Annotated in this window: 23 protein-coding genes; 14 read left to right on the plus strand and 9 right to left on the minus strand. The window is 67.1% G+C overall.

The features are described from left to right. Window positions 1-81 precede the first annotated feature (81 nt). Window positions 82-903 carry an orotidine-5'-phosphate decarboxylase gene (gene pyrF / locus BM252_RS10760; RefSeq protein WP_093387377.1) on the minus strand — a complete coding sequence of 274 codons (822 nt, stop codon included), beginning with the start codon at window positions 901-903 and terminating at the stop codon, window positions 82-84. 238 nt (window positions 904-1,141) lie between these two features. Here pyrF and BM252_RS10765 point away from each other — a divergent pair, with 238 nt between their 5' ends. The 5 genes from BM252_RS10765 (at window position 1,142) to BM252_RS10785 (ending at window position 4,856) form a co-directional block, all read left to right on the plus strand. Beyond that, window positions 1,142-1,768, plus strand: coding sequence for a LemA family protein (locus BM252_RS10765; protein ID WP_093387379.1), 627 nt, complete (start codon window positions 1,142-1,144; stop codon window positions 1,766-1,768). Window positions 1,769-1,772: 4 nt separating this feature from the next. Further along, complete coding sequence (locus BM252_RS10770) at window positions 1,773-2,582, plus strand: TPM domain-containing protein (protein WP_093387382.1); 810 nt, start codon at window positions 1,773-1,775, stop codon at window positions 2,580-2,582. Window positions 2,583-2,593: 11 nt separating this feature from the next. After that, on the plus strand, window positions 2,594-3,121 hold the full coding sequence (locus tag BM252_RS10775; RefSeq protein WP_093387719.1) for a TPM domain-containing protein: 528 nt from the start codon (window positions 2,594-2,596) through the stop codon (window positions 3,119-3,121). A gap of 65 nt (window positions 3,122-3,186) precedes the next feature. Continuing rightward, complete coding sequence (locus BM252_RS10780; protein ID WP_093387384.1) at window positions 3,187-3,951, plus strand: SDR family NAD(P)-dependent oxidoreductase; 765 nt, start codon at window positions 3,187-3,189, stop codon at window positions 3,949-3,951. A 503-nt stretch (window positions 3,952-4,454) separates the two neighbouring features. Further along, a complete protein-coding gene (locus BM252_RS10785) occupies window positions 4,455-4,856 on the plus strand; it encodes a VanZ family protein (RefSeq protein WP_093387387.1) in 402 nt (133 codons plus the stop codon). 16 nt (window positions 4,857-4,872) lie between these two features. Here BM252_RS10785 and BM252_RS10790 read toward each other — a convergent pair whose 3' ends face one another. Both BM252_RS10790 and BM252_RS10795 read right to left on the minus strand, forming a co-directional pair. Continuing rightward, window positions 4,873-5,223 carry a hypothetical protein gene (locus BM252_RS10790; protein WP_139236406.1) on the minus strand — a complete coding sequence of 117 codons (351 nt, stop codon included), beginning with the start codon at window positions 5,221-5,223 and terminating at the stop codon, window positions 4,873-4,875. Between the two features lie 415 nt (window positions 5,224-5,638). Further along, a complete protein-coding gene (locus tag BM252_RS10795; RefSeq protein WP_093387392.1) occupies window positions 5,639-6,535 on the minus strand; it encodes a TraB/GumN family protein in 897 nt (298 codons plus the stop codon). A gap of 440 nt (window positions 6,536-6,975) precedes the next feature. Here BM252_RS10795 and BM252_RS10800 point away from each other — a divergent pair, with 440 nt between their 5' ends. Continuing rightward, window positions 6,976-7,965, plus strand: a complete 990-nt coding sequence (locus BM252_RS10800) for an LLM class flavin-dependent oxidoreductase (RefSeq protein ID WP_093387395.1) — start codon at window positions 6,976-6,978, stop codon at window positions 7,963-7,965. A gap of 222 nt (window positions 7,966-8,187) precedes the next feature. Then, a complete protein-coding gene (locus tag BM252_RS10805; protein WP_093387720.1) occupies window positions 8,188-9,384 on the plus strand; it encodes an MFS transporter in 1,197 nt (398 codons plus the stop codon). Between the two features lie 23 nt (window positions 9,385-9,407). On the opposite strand, the gene BM252_RS10810 is transcribed toward BM252_RS10805, so the two are convergent. From BM252_RS10810 to BM252_RS10825, 4 genes are all read right to left on the minus strand, one after another. After that, window positions 9,408-9,893 (minus strand): hypothetical protein, encoded by a 486-nt coding sequence (locus tag BM252_RS10810; RefSeq protein ID WP_093387397.1) that lies wholly within the window; start codon window positions 9,891-9,893, stop codon window positions 9,408-9,410. A 1-nt stretch (window position 9,894) separates the two neighbouring features. Further along, the gene (locus BM252_RS10815) at window positions 9,895-10,791 is read right to left on the minus strand and encodes a hypothetical protein (RefSeq protein ID WP_245774191.1); all 897 of its coding nucleotides are present in this window, start codon (window positions 10,789-10,791) and stop codon (window positions 9,895-9,897) included. Between the two features lie 2 nt (window positions 10,792-10,793). Then, complete coding sequence (locus BM252_RS10820; protein WP_245774192.1) at window positions 10,794-11,645, minus strand: hypothetical protein; 852 nt, start codon at window positions 11,643-11,645, stop codon at window positions 10,794-10,796. Between the two features lie 136 nt (window positions 11,646-11,781). Further along, a complete protein-coding gene (locus BM252_RS10825; protein WP_093387400.1) occupies window positions 11,782-12,294 on the minus strand; it encodes a DUF6160 family protein in 513 nt (170 codons plus the stop codon). A 657-nt stretch (window positions 12,295-12,951) separates the two neighbouring features. Between BM252_RS10825 and BM252_RS10830 the strand changes: the two genes are divergently transcribed. From BM252_RS10830 to BM252_RS10860, 7 genes are all read left to right on the plus strand, one after another. Then, window positions 12,952-13,665: a C39 family peptidase gene (locus BM252_RS10830; protein WP_245774193.1), complete on the plus strand. Its 714-nt coding sequence runs from the start codon at window positions 12,952-12,954 to the stop codon at window positions 13,663-13,665. 40 nt (window positions 13,666-13,705) lie between these two features. Then, entirely contained in the window at window positions 13,706-14,785 is a 1,080-nt protein-coding gene (locus BM252_RS10835; protein WP_093387405.1) for a transporter, read from the plus strand. After that, a complete protein-coding gene (locus BM252_RS10840) occupies window positions 14,786-16,465 on the plus strand; it encodes an OmpP1/FadL family transporter (protein ID WP_093387408.1) in 1,680 nt (559 codons plus the stop codon). Between the two features lie 56 nt (window positions 16,466-16,521). Then, entirely contained in the window at window positions 16,522-17,085 is a 564-nt protein-coding gene (locus BM252_RS10845) for a DUF2059 domain-containing protein (RefSeq protein ID WP_093387410.1), read from the plus strand. Window positions 17,086-17,231: 146 nt separating this feature from the next. Next, the gene (locus BM252_RS10850) at window positions 17,232-18,302 is read left to right on the plus strand and encodes an AraC family transcriptional regulator (protein WP_093387413.1); all 1,071 of its coding nucleotides are present in this window, start codon (window positions 17,232-17,234) and stop codon (window positions 18,300-18,302) included. Between the two features lie 39 nt (window positions 18,303-18,341). Beyond that, entirely contained in the window at window positions 18,342-19,034 is a 693-nt protein-coding gene (locus tag BM252_RS10855; RefSeq protein WP_093387415.1) for a cyclic di-GMP-binding domain-containing protein, MshE-related, read from the plus strand. Window positions 19,035-19,038: 4 nt separating this feature from the next. Beyond that, window positions 19,039-19,710, plus strand: coding sequence for an SRPBCC family protein (locus BM252_RS10860; RefSeq protein ID WP_093387418.1), 672 nt, complete (start codon window positions 19,039-19,041; stop codon window positions 19,708-19,710). Window positions 19,711-19,736: 26 nt separating this feature from the next. Here the strand turns inward: BM252_RS10860 and BM252_RS10865 are convergent, their stop codons facing one another. Together BM252_RS10865 and BM252_RS10870 are read right to left on the minus strand one after the other, a co-directional pair. Then, window positions 19,737-21,089: a type II toxin-antitoxin system HipA family toxin gene (locus tag BM252_RS10865; protein WP_093387420.1), complete on the minus strand. Its 1,353-nt coding sequence runs from the start codon at window positions 21,087-21,089 to the stop codon at window positions 19,737-19,739. After that, on the minus strand, window positions 21,086-21,430 hold the full coding sequence (locus BM252_RS10870; protein ID WP_342742501.1) for a helix-turn-helix domain-containing protein: 345 nt from the start codon (window positions 21,428-21,430) through the stop codon (window positions 21,086-21,088). The genes BM252_RS10865 and BM252_RS10870 overlap by 4 nt, the downstream gene beginning before the upstream one ends. Window positions 21,431-21,602 lie beyond the last annotated feature (172 nt).

Here is a 21,602-nt window from a genome sequence, read left to right on the forward strand (position 1 = left end):
GGCGCCGCGCCAGAACGGCGGCACAAAAAAATGGCCGGGGCGCATGTAGCGGCCCGGCCATTTTCACATCAGCTCAGCGACTCAGCCGCGGTGCAGATTGATCGCGTCGCGCGTTTCCAGCGCCACCCGGCGGGCGGCGGCGGCGAAGTCCTCGCCCGGCTGGCGCGTGGCGTACAGAATCGCGCGCGAGGAGTTGATCATCATGCCGCTGCCGTCGGCGGTCTTGCCCGAGGCGACGGTGGCGGCGATGTCGCCGCCCTGGGCGCCGATGCCCGGCACCAGCAGCGGCATGTCGCCGACGATGGCGCGCACCTGCGCCAGCTCCTCCGGATAGGTGGCGCCGACCACCAGCGCGCACTGGCCGTTGCTGTTCCACTTCTGCGCCACCAGGCGCGCCACGTGCTGGTACAGCGGCTTGCCGTCGACCTGCAGGAATTGCAGGTCGGAGCCGCCGGCGTTCGAGGTGCGGCACAGGATGATCACGCCACGCTCGCTCCACTCCATGTACGGCTCGATCGAGTCGGAGCCCATGTAGGGGTTGACGGTGACGGCGTCGGCGCCGTAGCGGTCGTAGGCCTCGCGGGCGTACTGGCGCGCGGTGGCGCCGATGTCGCCGCGCTTGGCGTCGAGGATCAGCGGAATGTGCGGGTAGTTGGCGCGCAGGTAGGAGCAGATGTTCTCCAGCTGGCGCTCGGCGCCCAGCGCCGCGAAGTAGGCGATCTGCGGCTTGAAGGAGCAGGCCAGGTCGGCGGTGGCGTCGATGATCTCGGTACAGAACTTGAAGATGCCGTCCGGATCGTTTTGGAACTGCGGCGGCAGCTTGGCCATGTCCGGGTCCAGTCCCACGCACAACAGGGAGTCGTTGGCCGTCCACGCGGCAGACAATTTATTAATGAAATTCACGACACACCCTTCTATTCAGTTGCAAACCCTCCATTGTACCGCGCCGGCCGGGCGGCGGCCCGAACGCCGCGCGCGCTCCCCGCGCGCGCCGGCAAGATCGGCGAAACGGTATTGAAATCCGCGCCAACGGCCACGATTTTTCGCTTTGATGTCAAAATCGCCGCAAATTCAGCGCGACCGGGACGCCCGTTGCGGCGCGGCTGAGGTATATTCACCATATCCATTTGCGGGAGCAAGCATGTCCACCACTTCATCACCCAGTTCCTTCTGGTCGCGCCTGCTGCGACTGGCCCTGTTCGCCGGCCTGCTCGGCGCCCTGCTGTCCGGCTGCGGCTACAACGACTTCCAAACCCGCGACGAGGCCACCAAGGCGGCCTCGGGCGAGGTGGTCAACCAGTACCAGCGCCGCGCCGACCTGATCCCCAACCTGGTCAACACCGTCAAGGGCTACGCCAGCCACGAGAAGGACACGCTGGAGGCGGTCACCCGCGCCCGCGCCGCCGCCACCAGCTTCCAGATCACCCCCGAGGTGCTGAACAATCCGGCCGCCTTCCAGAAGTTCCAGCAGGTGCAGGGCGAGCTGTCGGGCGCGCTGTCGCGGCTGATGGTCGTGTCGGAGAAGTATCCCGACCTGAAGGCCGACACCAGCTTCCGCGACCTGCAGTCGCAGCTCGAGGGCACCGAGAACCGCATCACCGTGGCGCGCCAGCGCTACATCGTCACCGTGCAGGAATACAACGTGCTGGCGCGCAGCTTCCCCAGCAACCTGACGGCGATGGTGTTCGGCTACCAAGTCAAGCCCTCGTTCACGGTGGAGAACGAAAAGGCCATCTCGACCGCGCCGACCGTCAATTTCGGCAAGTGATCCGATGAAAGCGCTGCGCGCATTGTTGTGGCTGCTCTGGCTGGCCGTGGCCCTGCCGGCCCCGGCGCAGCAGTTGCTGGCGGTGCCGCCGCTGGCCGCCCGCGTCACCGACCAGGCCGGCATGCTGGACGCCCGGCAACGCGGCGCGCTGGAGGCGGTGCTGGCCGACTACCAGGCCAAGACGGGCAGCCAGATCGCCGTGCTGCTGGTCAAGAGCACGGCGCCCGAGGCCATCGAGCAGTACAGCATCCGCGTCGCCGACGCCTGGAAGCTGGGCCGCAAGGGCGTCGACGACGGCGTGCTGCTGCTGGTGGCGAAGGACAATCCGCCGGCCCTGCGCCGGCTGCGCATCGAGGCCGGCCGTGGCGTGCAGGGCGTGCTGACCGATGCCCAATCCAAGCGGGTGTTGCAGGACGTCATCGCGCCGCACTTCCGCCAAAACGATTTCTACGGCGGCCTGGTGGCCGGCGTGGGCGCCATCAGCACCCTGCTGAACCAGGAAAAATTTCCCGCCGCCGACACCCGGGCGCCGGCCGAGGAGGACGGCGGCCTGGCCCTGTGGCTGCCGCTGCTGTTCTTCGGCGGCCTGGTGCTGCTGGCCCTGCTGCGTTCGCGCGGCGGCCCGCGCGTGGCGCGCGGCAACTGGGGCTCCGGCGCCAAGGGCGTGCTGCTGGGCGCCGTGCTCAACGAGCTGAGCCAATCCGGCCGCCATGGCGGCGGCTTCGGTGGCGGCGGCGGTGGCGGCGGTGGCGGCGGTGGCTTCTCCGGCGGCGGCGGCGGTTTCGACGGCGGCGGCGCCTCGGGGAACTGGTGATGGACGAGACGATGAACGAGCCAAGCAAGACCACCCTGGCCGGCCGCTGCGCGCGCGCCTGGCGCCACCTGTGCAGCACCAGCGGCGCCGGCCGGCGCGCCTTCCCGCCGGCCACGCTGGCGGCGATCGAGGCGGCCATCGGTGCCGGCGAGCAGCGCCACCGCGCCGAGATCCGCCTGATCGTCGAGGCGGCGCTGCCGCTGGCCGCCGCCTTCGACAACTTGTCCAACCGCGCGCGGGCGCGCCAGTTGTTCGCCCAGTACGGCGTGTGGGACACCGAGGAGAACTGCGGCGTGCTGGTCTACATCAACCTGGCCGAGCACGCCGTCGACATCGTCGCCGACCGCAACGCCGGCCGCCGCGTCGCGGCGGCCGACTGGCAGGACGTCTGCGCCCGCCTGACCGGCGGCTTCGCCCGGGGCGACTTCCACGCCAGCACGCTGGCCGCGCTGGAGCAGTTGAACACGCTGCTGCAGCAGCACTTCCCGGCCGACGGCGCCCGTCCCAACCAGTTGCCCAACGACGCCATCATCCTGTAGTTTAGAATCCGCTACCGCAACAGGGCGCCACGAGCGTCCTCAACTCTCGCTAGGAAGAGCATCCGATGAAACTATCCCAACAAGTCGCTATCGTGACCGGCGCCACCCAAGGCATCGGCCTGGCCTGCGCCAAACGCCTGCTGGCCGAAGGCGCCAGCGTGATGCTGGTCGACATCAAACCGGAGGGCGCCGCCGTCGCCGCCGAGCTCGGCGCGCAAGCCCGCTTCTTCGCCGCCGACGTCAGCCAGAAGGCCGATGTCGACGCCATGGTGGCCGCCACCCTGGCCGCCTTCGGCCGCATCGACATCCTGGTCAACAACGCCGGCGTCACCCACGCCGCCGACTTCCTCGACCTGACCGAGGACGACTTCGACCGCGTGCTGCGCATCAACCTGAAATCGATGTTCCTGTGCGGCCAGGCGGCGGCGCGCGAAATGGTCAAGCACGAGCGCGGCTGCATCATCAACATGTCCAGCGTCAACGCCGAGCTGGCCATTCCGAACCAGGTGCCGTATGTGGTGTCCAAGGGCGGCATCAACCAGCTGACCAAGGTGATGGCGCTGAACCTGGCGCCGTTCGGCGTGCGCGTCAACGGCATCGGCCCGGGCACCATTTTGACCGAGCTGGCCAAACAGGCCGTGCTGTCGAGCCCGGAGGCGCGCAACACCATCCTGTCGCGCACCCCGCTGGGCCGCTGCGGCGAACCGGAGGAGGTGGCCGGCATCGCCGCTTTCCTGGCCAGCGCCGACGCCAGCTACATGACCGGCCAGACCCTGTACGTCGACGGCGGCCGCCTGGCGCTGAACTACACGGTGCCGGTCAAGGATTGAGGCGGGATTGGGGCAGGTCAAGACATACACAAAACATATGTCTGATATCCGAAACAACAATTAGACATATATGTGGCGGCGCAGCATAATGCACCTGTCTCCACTATTCTCCTCCAAGAAAATAGTTTTAAGCCCGCTTTCACCAGCGGGCTTTTTTTTGTCCATTTTTCGGCCTGGAGCATTTCCACGGGCCATGGCGCGACGCCCCGCCGCGTTGCCGGCACGCCCTTGCGCACTGTCATAACAGCGTCACATAGCCCCCTTATACTGATTCACATCTGCGGTACATGCAACCGATGTGCATGACCGCAGGCAGGTGCGCCGGACCCGTCCGGCGCGCCACTCCCCTTTCCACGGCGCCGCTGCCGCAGCGACGCCAGCTACCGTTCTCTTCATCCCGCTCTCTTGACCCATAACCGGGTTTTTCAGCCCGCTTTCAACAGCGGGCTTTTTTTGGCCGGCGGACATGATATCGTTCGCCTCTTTCCTTCGCCCGGCTCACCATGCGCACCCTGCTCGCTCAACTACTCCTGACCAACAGCCACGCCAAACTGCGCTACTGGGGCGCGATGGTGTTGTACCTGCTGATCCTGATCCTCGGCTCGATCCCCGGCGCCCGCAGCGACATCGGCAACGTCGCCTCCGGCCTGATCCTGCACTCCTGCGCCTACGCCGGCCTGGCCTTCCTGGTCTTCACCGGCGGCAGCGGCACGCCGGCATGGCGCGCCGGCAAGGCCCTGCTGACCATCATGCTGATGGGCGCGCTGGACGAATACATACAGAGCTTCTTCCCCTACCGCCACGGCACGGTCTCCGACTGGCTGGTCGACTGCAACGCCGCCCTGCTCACCTCGCTGCTGATGTGGGCGTTATGGAGCCGCTACAAGGTGTTGCCGGCCGCCTGAACGGCACCCTCCGGCGTCAATCGCGCGACAGGCCGTCGCGCATGCCGGCGCCGCCCGGGCCGTCGTCGCCCGCGATGTCCGTACCGTCGCCAAACTCCAGTTTGCGTTGCACCTGGTCCAGTTCCAGATCCAAACCGATCCGCCGCAGGATGGCGCGGGTCTGGCGCCGCGCGCTGGCGTTGCCGGACAGGCCGGCGGCACGTTGCGCGTCGAGCCGGATGTCGAGCAATTGCTCGGCCTTGGCCAGCCGCACCAGCCCCTGCAAAGCCTGGCCAAACACATGCCGCTTGCGCGCATCGAGTTGCTCGCCATAGGTAGAAGCAATTATTTCCTCAATAATATTTTCCGTTGCATGCATCCGCATCATAGTGCCCCCCTTGGATTTCGACCGAACGATTATTGCTTGCTCACAGCCTGATTCTTTTGAGATTTATCAACTGTTTCGTGGCAGGCAAGAAATTGCCTGCCTGTCAAATATTGCAGGATAGTCAAGGTAGCGAACTCGAGGGAGTTTCGGTTTGATGTAGCTCAATATCCGAATGGGGATGAAAGAACAAAAACGCTGGTTTCTGCTCTTACATCAATTGCGCGTTTTTTCTATGACGAAGGGCGGACTACGTGAAAAGACTATATTCAATTTTTTGCTTGAATAAAATACGTGGGCAAAACAATCAAGCTCGGGAGATCGGCATGACTATCCAACATCGCACGGCCTGGCTGGGCGCAGCATTCCTGCTGGCCGCCAGCCCCTGCAGCAGAGCGCTATCGGCCGGCAGCCGGCCTCAGTAGATACGCTCGACCTCGTAGCCCCGGCGCTTGAGCAGTTGCGGCACGCTGTTCTCGCCGAGTAAATGCAGCAGGCCGACGCCGACGAACGGCCGTTGATCGTGCTGCATGATGCGTTCGATGGCGCTGGCCATCTCCGGATTGCGTTTGCCCAGCAGCGTTTCCTGCAGGAAGCTCGCCGAGATGGTGGGGCCGCTGGTCAAATCGCGCCACAGCGCGTTCATGCGCGGCGCGTCGGCCGCGCTCCAGGCGTCGATCAGGCTCTGCGAATTGCGCAGCGCCCGGCCGCTGTCCAGGTCGGCGAGGTTTTCGCGCAGATACTGCTCCTGCTGGCGGTCGTCCAGCGAGTCGAACAGCGCCAGCTGGTAGTCGGCGCTCTCCAGCTCGCGCACCGTCTTGTCCTGGCGCTTGGCGGCGGCCAGCAGGAAATATTCGACGCCCTGGCCCCGTTCCAGACCGTGGCCCTCCAGCTGCATGCCGACCAGGATGTTGGCCACCAGCCAGGGTTTGTACTGCTCCACCGTGCGCAGCGGCAGGCCGGCCTTGGCCAGCGCCTGCACCAACTGGCGCAGCGTGGCCGGCGCCAGATGGTGGACGATGCTGTCGCCGGCCGGATAGCGGCCGTGTTTGTCGAGCGCCTGTTGGAAGGGCAGGTTGTCGCGGATGTCCAATTCGATGACCAGGGCGCCGGAATCGGACAGCGTGCGCGTCACTTCGGGCTCCAGTGGAAAGAACGCCTGCTTGCCGACATGGATGGTGCCGAACAGGTGGGCGCTGCGGCCGTCGTGGCGCACACGGAACAGCGCGCCACGGCGCTGGGCCGGGTCGGCGACATCCGGCCCATCCAACTGGATCGGCGCCGCGAGGACCGCCGGCCCGCCCGGCACGCTCATCTCCACCGCGTGCGCCGAAAGGCCGAGCAGGAGGAGACAGAATGCGTAGCAAGAAGAGCGCAATGGCAAGATCGACCACATACAGTTTCCCCTGCCGGCGGCGGGCGCGCGCTGGCATCGAACAGCTTGGATGAACGAGAATAATTTGGAATAAAAGAAGGCCGCAGAATGCGTTACCGTTTCCAATGGTAAAGCATGATGCGGCCTCGGGAAATGCTTTTATCGATTACTTGCGATTTTTAAAAACCGATTACAACATGAAATAATTACATCAATTTGCAATAATATATCGATATCAATTGCGATATTCAAAACCATTCTTATGGATTGAATCATATTAGTGCGGCGCCCGCCTCCGCGCCAAGTGGCTGGCAAAGCGATACCCACATCCAAATCAGGGCCTTCATTGAAAGCGGCAGCAACGGCCCGATATGCGGACGATGATCCCACTCTCCATCCTCGACCTCTCGCCGATCGCCGAAGGCAGCAACGCTTCCGCATCGCTCCGCAACACGCTGGACCTGGCGCAACACGCCGAACGCTGGGGCTACCGGCGCTACTGGCTGGCCGAGCACCACGGCATGCCCGGCATCGCCAGCGCCGCCACCGCCGTGGTCATCGCCCACGTCGCCGGCGGCACCTCGACCATTCGCGTCGGCGCCGGCGGCATCATGCTGCCCAACCACTCGCCGCTGGTGGTGGCCGAGCAGTTCGGCACGCTCGAGGCGCTGTTCCCCGGCCGCATCGACCTGGGCCTCGGGCGCGCCCCCGGCTCCGACCAGCTGACCGCGCGCGCCCTGCGCCGCAACCTCGACAGCGAGGCCGACGCCTTCCCGCAGGACGTGCAGGAGCTGCAGGACTATCTGTCCGACCATCCGCGCCAGCGCGTGCTGGCGGTGCCCGGCCGGGGCGCCAAGGTGCCGTTGTGGATCTTGGGATCGAGCACCTTCGGCGCCCAGCTGGCGGCCCACCTCGGCCTGCCGTTCGCCTTCGCCTCGCACTTCGCGCCGCAGATGATGATGCAGGCGCTGGAGCTGTACCGCAACAACTTCCAGCCCTCGGCCCAGCTCGACAAGCCGTATGTGATGCTCGGCTTCAACGTGTTCGCCGCCGACAGCGACGCCGACGCCCACTTCCGCGCCAGCTCGATGCAACAGGCCTTCGTCAACCTGCGCAGCGGCCGGCCCGGCCAGCTGCCGCCGCCGCGCGCCGGCTACCTCGAACAACTGCCGCCGCCGGAACGCGCCATGCTCGACGCCGTGCTGTCCTGCTCGGCCATCGGCGCGCCGGCCACGGTGGCCGGGCAACTGCAAGCCTTCGTCGCCCGCACCGGCGCCGACGAGCTGATGATCACCTCGCAGATCTTCGACCACGCGCAGCGCCTGCGCTCCTACGAGATCACCGCCGACGTGCACAAGCAGTTGGCGTAGCGTCGGCATAAAGCCGGCATAAAATCGGCGCAAGCGCGCCGGCGGCGCAGCAACGACGGCAAGACGGGGCCGGCCCGGCAGCTAACTGCCGGGCCGGTTAGAATAGCCTGCTAGCTAACTCAGGAGCACGCCTTGCCCCAGCCACACAGCCAACGCGCCACGCATCCGACCGCGCACCACGCGCCCGACACGCCGGCGGCGCCGGCCGACATCGCCCCCGGCATGGTCTGGTTGCTGGCCATCGCCAGCGGCCTGATCGTCGCCAACCTCTACTACGCGCAAACCCTGGTCGGCCCGATCAGCCGCGCCACCGGCCTGACGCCGGGCGCCGCCGGCCTGATCGTCACGCTGACGCAAATCGGCTACTGCCTCGGCCTGCTGTTCATCGTGCCGCTCGGCGACCTGCTGGAAAACCGCCGGCTGATCTTCACCGCCCTGCTCACCAGCGCCGTGGCCCTGCTGGCCGCCGCCTGCACCAGCAGCGCGCCGCTGTTCCTCGCCGCCGCGCTGTGCATCGGCCTCGGCTCGGTGGCCGCCCAGGTGCTGGTGCCCTTCGCCGCCCACCTGTCGCTGCCGCACACGCGCGGCCGGACGGTCGGCAAGGTGATGAGCGGCCTGCTGCTCGGCATCATGCTGGCCCGCCCGGTCGCCAGCCTGGTGGCCGACGCCTTCGGCTGGCACAGCATCTTCGTGCTGTCGGCGCTGGGCACGGCGGCGCTGGCCTTCGTGCTGCGCCGCAAGCTGCCGCCGCGCCAGCCGGACTCGACGCTGCGCTACCCCGCCCTGCTCGCCTCGATGTGGCAGCTGCTGCGCGACACCCCGGTGCTGCGCCGCCGCGCCCTCTACCAGGCCTGCATGTTCGGCGCCTTCAGCCTGTTCTGGACCACCGTGCCGCTGGTGCTGGCCGGCCCCTACTTCCAGCAAAGCCAGACCGGCATCGCCATCTTCGCCCTGGTCGGCGTGGCCGGCGCGATCGCCTCGCCGATCGCCGGCCGCCTGGCCGACGGCGGCCACACGCGCGCCACCACCGCCGCCGCGCTGGCCATCGGCGCGCTGGCCTTCGTGCTGCCGCTGCTGCTGCAATGGGGGCGTGTGGCCGACCTCGGCCTGCTGGTGTTGAGCTCGATTCTGCTGGACATGGGCGTGTCGGCCAACCTGGTGTTGGGCCAGCGCGCCATCTTCTCGCTCGGCGCCGAGGTGCGCAGCCGCTTGAACGGGCTGTACATCGCCATCTTCTTCGCCGGCGGCGCGCTCGGCTCCTCGCTGGGCGGTTGGATGTTCGCCCAGCACGGCTGGCGCGGCGTGTTGTGGGCCGGACTGGCCTTCCCCGCGGCGGCGCTGCTGGGCTATGCCAGCGAGTTCATCGGCAAACGGCGACCAGCAGCGGGCGCCACCCCAGGGTCAGACCCTAGGGTCTGACCCTCGCGGCGGGCGGCGCTAGTTCAATGCGACCACAGCCGCACCTGGCCCTGCAGGGACACGGTGCCGTTGATGTTCAGGCTGCCCAGGTTGCCCGTCACGGCGGCGTTCGGATCGCTCTGCACGCTGAGCGACTCGAAGCCGAAATTGGTGTAGTGCACATAGCCGGGCAGGCCGATCTGGATGTAGTCGCCGCCGCCGTCGCCGCGCTGCTTGACGCCCAGGCTGACGGCGAACATGTCGACCACGCCACGCAGGTTCTTGATGACCACATAGCGTGTCTGGCCGTCGCCGTTGAAGCCGAGCGAGAGCCGGCTGTCGCTGACGGCGCCGACCAGGGTCGGATCGTTCAGCACGACGTGGGCGGCGAAGCTGATGCCGTCGCCGCCGCTGACCTGCGACAACTCGGCGTCGTCGAGCGCACGCAGCGGCCCGGCCGCGCGCGCGCCCAGGCTAGCCAGCAGCAACGTGGCGGCCAGCGCCGTGGGAAGGAAGTGTGCGGGCCGCATCTCAGCGCCTGAACTTGATGTCGAGATACTGGATCTGCATCGAACCGATGCGCGAGGAACCCAGGTCGACCGTCGGCTGGCCCGGACTGCTGAAGGAGATGTTGTCGATCAGCAGGCCGCCGGCCGGCGCCGCGCCCGTGCCGTAGCGGCCGTCCGGCCAGTCGATGCCGATGTGCAGGCGCGGGCCGGTCTCGTCGGTCAGCGCGTTGATCACCGCCGGCTGCGCCGCCACGTCGGCGATGGCCCACGGCGTCTGGTTGAAGTTGCCGTTGGCGTCGACGCCGCCCAGGTGGATGCCGCTGAAGGCCATCTGCTCGCCGCTGTAGTCGCGGCCGCGTGGACGCAGCGCCAGCTGGCCGACGTCGAGCCGCAGCGCGGCGCCGAAGGCGACGCCGTCGTTGACCTGCGGCGTGGAGAACTGCAAGCCGCCGCCAGACATCACCACATCGCTCATCACCACGCTGCCGTTGCCGCGCGCCACGCCGTCGGCGTTGACGCCCCAGTCGTAGGCGAACTGCCAGCGCTGCTCGCCGTTGGCGTTGAGCGGGAAGGCCAGCTTGATGACGTCGGCCAGGCCGGGCGCGCCGGGCACGATGTCGAGCCGGTAGGGGTCCGAGAACGGCAGCGGGTTGTCGCTGCGCGCGGCGGCGAAATGGTCGACGTAGACGCTGGCGCCGAGCGCCGTGGTGTAGGTGACGCGGGCGTCGCCGCTCATGGCGAAGCCGTTCAAATCGAAGCTGACGCCGTCGCGCCCGCGCACGTTCGACAGGGCGCCGTCGCTGAGCGGCTCCAGCGCCAGCGCCGGCGCCGCCGGCACGGCGGCGCCGATGGCCGCAGCGACGGCGGCGGCGGCCAGCGCGGCGCGGCGCGGCGCCAGCGAAGTTGGTGGCGCGCGCATGCTCAGCGCACCTTCGGCAGGTTGGGCGGCACCAGACTGTTGGTGCTGATGGCCTGCAACTTGTCGCGCCAGTTCAGCCAGATGCCGGCCTGCGCCATGTCGGGCAAATTCGTGCTGCCGGACGGCGCCTGGAACTGCACGCCGGTCTTCAGCGCGGAGATCCAGAAGTCGCGGCTCGGCCCGCTGGCGTCGCCGGCCCGCACGCCGCCCAGCTGGGCCATCGGCAGGCAGGGCGCGCTGCAGGCGCCGTCCCAGCGCTTGCCGCCGCCCAGCGTGTCGCCGCGCGAATCGAGCAGCAGCGCGCTGCCGTCGGCCGCCGTGGCGCCGACCCGCAGCGAGCCCGACAGGGTGTTCAGTTTGAGGCCGACGTCGCCGCTGACGGCGTCGAAGCCGAAGCGCATGCCGACCACCTCGCGCGTGGCGTTGTCGGCCGCGCTGCGGTAGACGAATTCGAAGTACGGGTTGCTGATGTGGACCAGGCGCTGCGCCTCGCCGGCGTCGCTGCGGCCGAACTGCAGATAGGGCATGTCGATGTCGGCGCCGCCGCCGTTGCGCGCGGCGTAGTTGTACTCGCCCAGGCGCATGTTGCGGAAGTTGGCGCTCAGCGTGATGTCGGCGTCGAGCGCGACGCGGGTGAAGTCGTAGCCGCCCAGGCTGCTGTTGTTCATCGCCAGCAGGCCCTGGCCGCGCGAGTTGGACATCTCCTCGTCGCTCAGCGGTTTCAATTGCGCCCAGCTCGACGGCATCGCCAGCGCCGCCGCCAGCAGGGGCAGCGCGCGCAGCAGACGCCGCGGCGACAGGCGCGGGGTGGACGGGACGGCAAGCCGGCCCGGCGGGAATGTGGTGGTTGTCATGGTCGGTTCGATCGCGCAGTGGGCGAGCGTTCTGCGCCCGCACGGAGGGAGGACAGGCCGCCGGCGGCGCCGGCGGCTTGTCGGTCCAGTCGGGAGCGGCCGCGGGCGCGGCCGTCCTGCTCGGACCGTCGGACGATTAGTGCGCCCAGATCCAGACTTGGGTGCCGCGCAGGTCGATCTGGTTCATCGCCATCGAACCGTACGACGCGGTGCTGTGGCCCATCTTGATCGAATCGACCGAGACGTTCAGCAGCTTGCCGGCGGCCACTTGCACGTCGGCCGGAATGGCGATCTGCACCACGTCGCCACCGCTTGCGGCGTTGTAGAAGGTGCCCGGATTGGTCACACCGGCGGCGCCGGCGGCCTGCAGGAAGGAGTTGCGCGACAGGATGTCGATGCTGGCGGCGATCAGGCCGTTGATTTTGATGCCGTTGAAGCTGACCGAACCACCACCGAGGCCGTTGGCGTCGACCACGTCGGTATCGGTGTAGACGAAGGAGTCGATCTTGATGTTCAGGTTCGCCGCGATCGACACGCCGTCCTGGCCGCTGACGGTGCTCAGCTCGGCGTCCTGGATCGGGGTCATGGCCGAGGCGGACAGGGCCAGGGTTGCCAGGGCTGCGGCGACTGCGGATTTGATGATTTGCATGTTTATCTCCAAGAATAGTTGTATGAGTGCGAAGGTTGATTACCGAATTACCGTCTTGCTCTTATGTCACGACCGCCCCGCCCTGGCCCCTTGTCGGGGCCCTGCCGCCAGGGATTCCCCCCTGGAGTTGCCGCCGGTATCGGCAATCCTGGGATGGCGTCGCGCCGGGCCGGCTTGCCGTGAAAATCTTAATATTTGAATATTAATTAAATTAATGATAGGGGCCGCCCTCCGCCCCGGTCTAGCCTTTCACACTGACTTGCAAAGCCAAGCACTTGGCCCCGGGAGCCACACAGAGTGAGCGCGGTGTTGTGCGGCTGTTGCTTGCGTTAGCATAGGTTTTGCAACATTTCCTAGAGCTTCCTTTCTAAAAAAACAGATGCCGGGCCGGCGCAAAGCATGCGTTAATAAATAACAAAAAAATAAGAAGTGTTGTCGGCTTAATAAAGCACGACCGTTCTATTCATATAAAAGATGGAGACAAAATGATCACACTGTTCGGCCGCCCCGCGTCCAGGGCAGGCGCGCGCCGCGCCCCCGTCCACCGCCCCCGGGCCATGTTGCACACGCCTCGCGGCGGCACCGGCCGCGCCGCCTGATCCCATGCTGATGCTCCTGCTGGGCGTAGTCGCCGCCATCATTGGCGGCGCCGGTGTCATGTCCCGACACGAACCACAGGACCGCCCGCAAGGGCAGTTCGAGATGCCGCAAACCATGCTGGGCGGCGGCCAGTACAGCCAGAGCGTGACGCTCGAGCCGTTCTCCGAGTTGAAGTACCGCCACATCGTGCGCCAGGCCTTCGACTACAGCTGCGGCTCGGCCGCGCTGGTGACCATCCTGACCTACCACCTGGGCCTGAAGGTCAACGAGCAGCAGGCCATGGAGGGCATGCTGGAAAAGGGCGAGAAGGAAAAGATCATCGAGCGGCGCGGCTTCTCGCTGCTCGACATGAAGCGCTACGTCGCCTCGCTGGGCGTGTCCGGCGCCGGCTTCAAGGCCGACATCAAGGACCTGCTGACCCTGGACCAGCCGGCCATCGTGCCGATCGACTACGCCGGCGCCAAGCACTTCGTGGTGCTGCGCGGCATCCGCGACGGCGTCGTCTACATCGCCGACCCGTCGGCCGGCAACATCGTCTTCTCGCTGTCCGAATTCGCCGGCCTGTGGGACAAGAACACCCTGTTCATCCTCTCGCCGGCCAAGGGCCAGAGCGCGCCGGCCCGGCTGGCCCTGTCGGACCGCGAGCTGGGCGTGGTCGACATGGACCGCGTCACCCACCAGGGCCGGCTCGACGCCATGAACCACGCCAGCCACCTGCTGGAGCGGGCCGTCAACTCCGGCGCCACCGGCACCTGGATGCACCGTCAATAAACTTTTTTGCAGCGTTCACTTTTTTCCACAAGGATCCCGCATGACTCTTCGCACTCTGCCCGCCGCTGTGAAAGCTGCATTCGCATTGACGGCCACCGTCGCCACCACCCTGCTGGCCATGTCGGCGCCGGCGCTGGCGCAGAGCGCGCCGGCCATGGCGCCGGCCTCCTCGGCGCAGGACGCCGGCGCCAAGCCGGCCGACGCCGCCGCCGCCCGCGACGCCCTGGCCAAGAAGGAGGGCGAGGGCGACCAGAGCGCCCTGCTCAAGCAAACCCTGACCGCCGTCGACAAGCAATACTCGCTGATCCGCCGCCGCCAGTTGCAGGTCAGCTACGACCTGAGCTACAGCTACATCGGCCAGGAGAAGATCGTCACCGACCTGGCCGGCGGCGGCATCACCCTGTTCGACATCGAGAACACCAGCGCCCACACCATCACCAACACCCTGTCGGCCGACTACGGCCTGCTCGACAACCTGACCGGCAACGTCACCCTGCCCCTGATCTCGAAGTACTCCGAGTCGCGCGGCAACAGCGGCCTGTCCAACTCGCTGGGCGACATCGGCCTGGGCGCGCGCTGGCAGCCGCTCGAGGCGCGCCGCGACAGGCCCAACATGACCGTCACCGGCAGCATGCGCCTGCCCAGCGGGCGCAGCCCGTTCAAGATCGTCGCCGGCAGCGGCCAGGCCACCGGCGCCGGCGTCACCTCCTTCACCGGCGGCCTGAACGTCAACCGCATCGTCGACCCGGTCGCCCTGTTCGGCTCGATCAACCTGACCGCCAGCCTGCCGGCCAAGAACCTGTGGCAGGTCAACGGCACGCGCGTGCTGACCCGGGTCCAGCCCGGCGCCTCGGTCGGCTTCGGCCTGGGCTTCGCCTACGCCCTGTCGTACGGCATCTCGACGACGATCTCCTTCCAGCAGGCCATCGCGGCCGGCTCCAAGCTGACCTTCGCCGACGGCCTGAAGGTCAAGACGGCGATGCAGACCTCGGGCATCCTCAACCTGGGCCTGGGCTACCGCGTCTCGCCCAAGACCACCGTCAACCTGTCGGTCGGCATCGGCCTGACCGCCGATTCGCCCAATCTGACGGTGGGCTTGAATCTGCCGCTGGCCTTCTAAATGCGCGCCACCGCCACCGCCGCCGGCCGCGCCGGCGCCCGCGCCGGCCTCGGCGCCCGCCTCGGCACGGCCGCCGGCGCGGCGCCGCTGCGCCTGCTCGCCGTGGCGGCCGCCGCCGCCGTGTGCGCGGCGCCGGCCCGCGCCGCGCTGACCGAGAACCTGACCACCAGCGTCGCCGCCATGGCGCTGGGCAACGCCGTCACCGCCGACCCGCCCGGCATCGACTCGATCCACTTCAACCCGGCCGGCCTGGCCCGCCTGAGCGGCGACAGCGAGAGCTTCCACGCCTTCGGCGCCTCGATCCGCTCGGCCTCGGGCTTCCAGGCGCCGCCCGGCTTCGAGGTCGGCGGCTGGAGCAACGACCCGGTCAGCGGCCAGAGCGGCGGCCCGGTGCGCCAGGGCATGTACGTGCCGGCCTACGGCAAGCCCGGCTGGCGCCTGCCCGGCGTCATCATCCCCGGCGTCGGCATGGCCTGGAACAAGGCCGGCTCGCCGTTCACCTTCGCCACGCAGAGCTATATGTCGCAGGCGATGAGCCTGGACCGCACCAAGGACGTCAACGACCCGGCCCAGTTCGGCGGCCGCCAGGTGCAGCTGCAGCGCCTGGTCTACCTGGCGCCCTCGGTCGGCTACAAGTTCTCCGACACGCTGCGCTTCGGCGTCTCGGTGCCGATCGCCCACTCGGCCTTCGTGGTCGACACCAACATGCGCTTCCCCAACGAGCTGCTGGGCGTGTTCGGCAAGCTGCAGCAGGGCTGGTGCCCCGAGGACGGCGGCAACATCATCGACACCTTCGGCTTCGGCGTCTGCGGCGGCGGCAAGGAGGGCATGGTCAACCCGTTCAAGAAGGCCGCCCACATGCGCCTGGAGATGACGGCGCCGTTCGACCCGACCATCAACCTGGGCGTGCTGTGGGAACCCAGGCCCTGGTTCGCGCTGGGCGCGGTCTACCAGGGCGGCTCGAAGACCAGCTACAGCGGCACCTACGTGTTCAACACCGAGCCGATGCTGCGCAACTTCGTCCACGGCCTGAACGCCAGCCTGCTCGGCCCGATCGCCGGCGCCGTGCTCGGCTTCCCCTCGTCGATCCCGGCGCAGCAGAAGGGCAACCTGAGCGCCACCATCCCCTTCCCCATGCACCTGCAGGTGGGCGTCAAGCTGAAGCCGGTCAAATACGTCCAGCTCAACGTCGACGCCAGCTACGCCAAGTGGGGCGAGTGGAAGGAGCTGACCTTCCAGTTCGACCAGAGCATCAAACTGCTCGAGGTGGCGCGGCTGTACGGCATCCCCAACTCGAGCAAGCTGACCATTCCGCGCGGCTACAAGAGCGTGCTCAACTTCGGCTTCGGCCTGCAGCTGTTCCCGACCGAGAAGCTGACCCTGCGCATGGGCTACGAGCCGCGCAAGAGCTCGATTCCGTCGGACAAGATCGACCTGATCGCGCCGCTGCCCGACACCAAGCTCTACGGCCTGGGCCTGAACTACAAGCTGGGCAAGAACAGCGACATCAGCGTCAGCGGCGCCTACATGGTCGGCAAGTTCAAGGTGCCGGCCAACAGCGACTGCAACCTCAACTGCAACACCTTTTTGAACGTGATCTACAACCCGTACGCCGGGCTGGATGTCTCCGGCGACATCCGCGTGCGCTATATGGGCGTCAACTTCAGCCACCGTTTTTGATCCCGGCCGCACGGCCGGGCACGCCGCCCGGCCGGATTTTTATAGGAGTGCAAGCAATGTCCGCAACAATGTCCACAATACAGCAAGCCAAGAGCGCCGTCCTCGTCCTCGCCCTCTGCGCCGCCGGCCTGGCCGGCGCCGCCGCGCCGGTGCCGGCGGCCAAGCAGGAGTTGGTCAACAAGATCCTGCAACTGTGGCGCATCGACGCCATCGGCCAGAGCATGCTGCAGGCGCCGGTGGCCGACGCCGTGCAACAGGCGCGCGCCATGCTGCAGGGCCGCGCCGCCGCCGACAAGCGCGACGCCGCCATGGCCGACATCGTCGCCGAGGCGAAGAAGTTCATGGAGGAGGCCAGCCCGATCACCGTCGGCAGCGCCGACAAGCTGATCCCCTCGACGGTGGCGCCGCTGCTGGCCGAGCGCTTCTCCGAGGACGAGCTGCGCCAGTTGGTCGTCATCCTCGAGTCGCCGGTGAAGAAGAAGTTCGAGGCGATGGTGCCGGAGATGCAAAAGCTGCTCGGCGAGGGCGTCGCCAGCGACACCCGCGGCGTGATCGACCCCAAGCTGCAGGGTTTGAAGGAGCGCATCGGCCTGCGCCTGCGCGCCGCCGTCACGCCCTGATGCAAGCAGCCCGGCAGCTCTGCCGCGCCCGGCGCGGCCACCGTTTCGTCCAACGCAGTGGTGACATACAGGAGGTCCACCTTGTCTACGCACTTCACTGAAGCATCATCGGCGCGCCCGTTCCGCCCCACTGCGCAGGAGGCGGCATGAGCTATTCATCGGCACTGCACCTGGTGCGCGGCGTCAAGTCGCGGCTGGCCCATTCCGGCGTCGAGGCCGAGGCGCTGTTCGCCGAGGCCGGCCTCGACGAGGGCGACGGCCTGGCCTGCGACGCGCTGACCCTGTCCGACAAGCTCAGCCACTTGTGGGAGCTGCTGGTGGAAAAGTCCGGCGACCCCCTGCTCGGCCTGAAGATCTCCACGCCGCACCGGCTCGGCTGGCTCGGCGTGATGGGCCAGATCATGCTCGACTCGCCCACCGTGCAGAGCACCATCGAGCGCTGCCACGGCCACACCCGGGTCGGCATGCTGTTGCCGGGACGCCAGCGTGTGGTGCCGCAACAACGCTACGACTTCGTCTGGTGCGTGCTGCTGCGCACCCTGCGCTGCGCCGCCGGGCGCGACGACGCCACCCCGGTGGTGGTCGAGTACGCCTTTCCGCAGCCGGCCAACACCCAGGTCTACAGCGACACCTTCGGCTGCCCGGTCAAGTTCAACATGCCGCACAACGTGATGGAGTTCTCCGACACCGAGCTGGTCATGGCGCTGCCGCGGAACCAGCCGCTGGAGAACGGCAACGGCCGGCACGCCCTGGCCAGCCTGGCGCGCGCCGAGCCGCCCTGCTTCGCGGCCAAGGTGCAGGCCATGCTGGCCAGCCTGCTGCCGAAGGGGCCGCCGCACCGCGACGAGGTGGCGGCCCATCTGATGATGAGCGAACGCACCCTGCAGCGCCGCCTGGCCGAGGAGGGCACCAGCTTCACCAGCCTGGTCGACGACACCCGCCGCGAGCTGGCGCGCCAGTCGCTGCGCAGCGGCGAGCTGTCGCTGAAGATGCTCAGCTTCCAGCTCGGCTTCTCCGAGCCGAGCGCCTTCTACCGCGCCTGCAAACGCTGGTTCGGCATGGCGCCGTCGGACATCGTGCAGATGGCGCACCAGCCGGGGCCGCCGCCGCCGCTGCTGGCCAAGCCAGCGCAGCAGCAGCAGCAGCAGCAGCAGCAGCCGGCGCCGACGGCTGCGGCGGCGGCGGCGGCGGGCATGCTGCGCAAGCTGATCGCCTGAACACACTTTGTAGTTCCACCACCACAAACGGAGTCCGCCATGGGATGGCTGTCACAAAACCACCACAAATCGATGTTCGGCCAGCTGCTGGTCAGGAAGAAGCTGATTTCGCAGGAGCAGCTCGACGCCGCCATCGAACACCAGCGCAAGACCGGCCAGCGGCTGGGCGACATTTTCGCCGAGTGGGACATCATCACCCACGAGCACGTCAACGACATCCTACACACCCAGCGCAACCTGCGCCTGGCGGCGGCCATCGCCACCTCGCTGCTGGCGCCGCTGGAGGCCTACGCCGTCGAGGCGCTGCCGGCGCTGACCATCACCACGCCGGTGCTGCTGACCAAGCAGCAGTCCGGCATGCAGCTGCTGACCGAGGACGAGATGAGCGACACCGCCGCCCAGGGCATGAGCGAGGACCTGGTGGCCCACGTCAAGGAGCAGATCAAGCACAACGGCGTCGAGGCGGTCGGCGACATCGCCAAGATCGTCCACCCGGTGCTGGGTTTCCTCGAATCGGACATGAGCATGAAAAACGTCGTCTACGACCCGAGCAAGGCGGCCGCCACCATCAACAAGGACGGCTCGCTGACCCTGCGCCTGCCCACCTCGATCGGCGAGCTGAACTTCCAGAACATCCGCATCAAGGGCACCGACGGCCCCAGCTTCGGCAGCATCGCCATCAAGGGGATAGACCTGAGCGGCACCGTCATCACCGTGGCCTTCCACCACTGACGCCATGCTCCGCCCCCTGCCACCTTTCCCCTGGAGAGCGGCGCCGGAAGCGCCGCGCGCGCCCTCGCTGGGCACGCTGCTGCTGGCCAGCGCGCTGTTCGGCGGCCAGGCCGGCGCGCAGAGCGCCGCGCCGCCCGTCTACATCGCCCACGAGCGCCTGTCGGAGGAGCAGATCGACGTGGTCGAGCTGAACCGGCCCGCCCTGCCCGGCAAGTCCTTCGCCGCCGCCACCATCATCGACGCGCCGGCGCAGAAACTGTGCGCCATCGTGCAGGACTATCCGGCCTACGCCGCCTACATGCCCAACACCAAAAGCGCGCAGGTGGTCGCCGCCAACGAGCACAACGTGCTGGTCGACATGACGCTGGAACTGCCGCTGGGAAAAATCAAGCGCTACCGCCTGCAGCTAGACGCCAAGCAGCGCGGCGCCACCTGCCAGCTGAACTGGAAGCTGGTGCCGGCCGAGCTGAAGATCGAGGACACCATCGCCGACACCACCGGCTACTGGATGTTCAGTCCGCTGCCGGCCAACCCGGCCAAGTCGGTGGTCGAATACGTGGTCTACGCCGACCCGGGCCCGGTGCCCTACGGCCTCGGCTGGATCGTCGACATCATGAGCAAGAAGAGCCTGCCGCGCACCCTCGAGGCGCTGCGCGGCCAGGCGAAGAAGCTGTAGGCAGCGGCCGCGAGGAGGACAGCGCTCTACATCGCCGTCGAGGGCGGCGCGCGCCGGGCCGGCGCGGGAGCGAACGGAATCTTGGCCAATGCGACCCCGCCGGCCAAACGCTCGCTGATCGCACGTCGCATACTATCGGGCGCGTCGCCGAGGAGTTCCGGCCAGTCCGCCTTGGCCTTGGCGGCCACGCCTTTGGCGACCTGCAGGACGCGGCCGCGCCGCATCACCCTGGCTCTTTCGAGCAAGGTGTCGAGGTCATCCCAAGTGAATGCCCGCACCGTCTTGTCGATCGCCCGATTGAGCGCATAGTCATGTTCTGATACACCGTCGAAGAATGCCGTGACGCACACCGGATCGTACAGCGGCGCCAGCTCCGGCTCGACCCCATCCGGATAGCGAAACGCCCAGTTCTTCAAGTGCGCATCGGTATTGCCCATCAGGATGAACGTCACGAAGCGGTTGACGAATTCCTGCACATCCTGGGCAGGCCGCGCGGATAGCTGGTCGATGACGCGCAGCATGTCCGAATAGTCCTTCCGAAGCCCTTTGCCGTATTTATGTTTGGGGTCGTAGCGCAGCACCTGGGCGAACTCTTCCATGTGTATGCGTTGGCCGGCCGGGCCCCGGTCAAACCGCTGCACCGCCAGAATATCCTCGAACGGGAGGTTTTCCGGCAGCTCCGCATCGTCCCGCGAAATCACCGAAGCGTTGGCGCAGTCCAAGCCCAGCGCTTTGCAGAGTTGGTAGCCCTTGAATTCGTTGACCACCAGGTCGGGATGCCGAGTGCTTGGCAGCTTGAGGATGGTTGAGCCGGCCGCGCCGTGACGTTTGACAACATAGCGGCGGCCCTCGAGCACCGCCGAGAATTTGGTGATGACACCTGGCAGCGCCGCCGCATCCTCCACCGGAAACTCAACGAAACCAGGTTCGAGCACGTCCAGGCCCAGGGCCGTGTGCCAGTGGCGCACCGCATCCGGGATGCCCTCATCGGCGGGAACCGGTTCGACTTCAATCGCTCCCATCAAGTCATGGCCGGCTGCAGCCAACAGCTCGAATTCGTCGTCAGTGCCACATCCGCGCTGCGCCGCAAGCCGGTCGCGGTTGTGCCCCTCCGGCAGCAAATTCTGGAAGTAGGACGGCCACTTGCCGTCGCTGCGCGACAGGCGGACATCGCGGGGGGCGGTCAAGATCGCCCTCGTGGCGGCCTCGCTGGCGCCAAGGTAAGCCAAAGACAATGTGGGGCGCCCGACATCGTTGACGTAATCGTCGTTGAACGACACCCGCAGGATGTCACCGTACTGTGACAGGTAGCCGATGAGGTTTTTGGCGCCCGCGGGCGAGTGCAGAAACATCCGCAGGTAGCGAATGGACGTGCTCATCGCCTGCTCTTGGCAGAGGTATGTTTTTTGGCAGGTTCATCAGGCTGCAGCAGCTCGTCGACCAGCGACGGCGGCGCGCCGATGCCTGAAGGCTGGCCAAGGAAGCGGCCGCCCGAGCGAACAAAATCCTCCAGGTCCGGTCGCAACGCCTTCGGCACCAGCATCAAATCCATGCCGAGCGCGCGCGCGAGTACCAGAAGTGTCGACAGGCGCGGATCGATCTTCCCGGCCTCGGTACGCTGAACCGTCATCCGGCTTACGCCCGCGCGCAACGCCAGCGTGTCGTGGGTCAGGCCGGCGGCCTTTCGTGCATGTTGAAGTTCATCCACGATATTGCTCACAATAATACTCATTTCTCTTAAATTGAGTATAAAGAGTAGCAGTATTGGCGCAACGAAGTCAATTTGAAAGAGTAGCAAGGCGCTCATTTCAGAGAAAAAGCGTACATTGATACTCAATTACTACGGACTCGGCGCCCGCACGGCCGCCGCGAGGCGGCCGTTTTCACATCAA

Origin of the sequence: Rugamonas rubra, from assembly GCF_900114705.1 — a bacterium.
Taxonomy (GTDB): domain Bacteria; phylum Pseudomonadota; class Gammaproteobacteria; order Burkholderiales; family Burkholderiaceae_D; genus Rugamonas; species Rugamonas rubra.